The organism is Nonomuraea cypriaca, assembly GCF_015645445.1.
Taxonomy (GTDB): Bacteria; Actinomycetota; Actinomycetes; order Streptosporangiales; family Streptosporangiaceae; genus Nonomuraea; species Nonomuraea cypriaca.
Map to the genome: position 1 here is coordinate 1 of NZ_JADOGI010000529.1, position 1,175 is coordinate 1,175.

A 1,175-nucleotide genomic window follows, 5' to 3' on the forward strand; every position below is an offset into this window, starting at 1 on the left:
CGCCCGGCCCGTGCAGCCACCGAACGCCCGGCCCGCGCAGCCACGAAAGGCCAGGGCGGCGTGCCAGGGGAAGGTGTCGGGCGCGCGACTGCGGAAGGCCCGGCCCGCACGGCAGGGGAAGGCGTCGGCCCCGCGGCCACGGAAGGCCAGGGCGGCGCGGCCACCACGCCCCGACCCCATACCTCCGCCGAACCCACGGACGCCACACCCGAACCGGGCCCCGCCACGGAGCATCCGCAGGGCCCAGGCCCAGAGCAGCCCCGGGGATCCACGCCGGAGCAGCATCCGGGACCGGAACCAGCGCAACCCCAGGGGCCGGGTTCAGATCAGCCTCAGGGAGTGGGTTCGGAGCCCAGGGGGCCGGCTGCTGAGCGGTCTGAGCGGTCCCAAGGGGGAACGCCGGAGGACCAGTCACAGGGGCCGGATCCAGAGCAGCCCGGGGGATCGGCTTCATCCACAGGCCGGCCATCGTCAGCGGAGTTGTCCACAGCCTCAGGCGATCCGCGACCGCGGCCCCAGCAGGAGGAGCAGACTTCAACCGCGAGCCCTCGCAGGCGGAGGATGGCCGATCCACGGTCCATCCGCCCACCCGGGGGGCTCGGTCCTGAGGAGACAAGGGAGTCCGAGGAGGAGTCGTGACCGAAGCGGTGCCCTCCTACCTGTCACCCACCGGGCAAGAGATCGTGTTCTTGCTGCTGGGGGCGGTAGCGGTTGGATCGGCGCTGCTTGTCGTCACGACCAAACAACTCGTCCACGCCGCCCTCTGGCTGGTGCTCTGCTTCGGCGCGCTGGCGGGCGGCTACCTGGTGCTGACCGCCGAGTTCGTGGCCTGGGTCCAGGTGCTGATCTATGTGGGCGCGGTGGTCGTGCTGATGCTGTTCGGCATCATGCTCACCCGCGCCCCGATCGGCCGCTCCGCCGACTTGGACAGCGGCAACCGCCTGGTCTCAGCGCTCGTGGCGGTAGCGACGGCGGCCATCCTGGTCACCGTGGTGATCGACGGCTTCCGCACCGCCTACACGCCCCTGACACCCGGGCCGGGAGCCGCGAAGGCACTGGGCGCCAGCGTGTTCGCCACGTGGGTGCTGCCCTTCGAAGCGCTGTCCGTTCTGCTGCTCGCCGCATTGATCGGCGCCATCGTCCTGTCCCGTACGGACATCCCCGGCGCCGCACCC

General features: G+C 71.7%; 2 protein-coding genes. One reads left to right on the forward strand and one right to left on the reverse strand.

Annotation, left to right across the window (positions count from 1 at the left end):
- Positions 1–180: hypothetical protein (locus ITP53_RS56790; RefSeq protein ID WP_207757776.1), on the reverse strand; the 180-nt coding region annotated here is incomplete at its 3' end.
- A gap of 455 nt (positions 181–635) precedes the next feature.
- Here ITP53_RS56790 and ITP53_RS55415 point away from each other — a divergent pair.
- A partial coding sequence (locus ITP53_RS55415; protein ID WP_195903499.1) for an NADH-quinone oxidoreductase subunit J family protein occupies positions 636–1,175 on the forward strand: 540 nt, incomplete at its 3' end.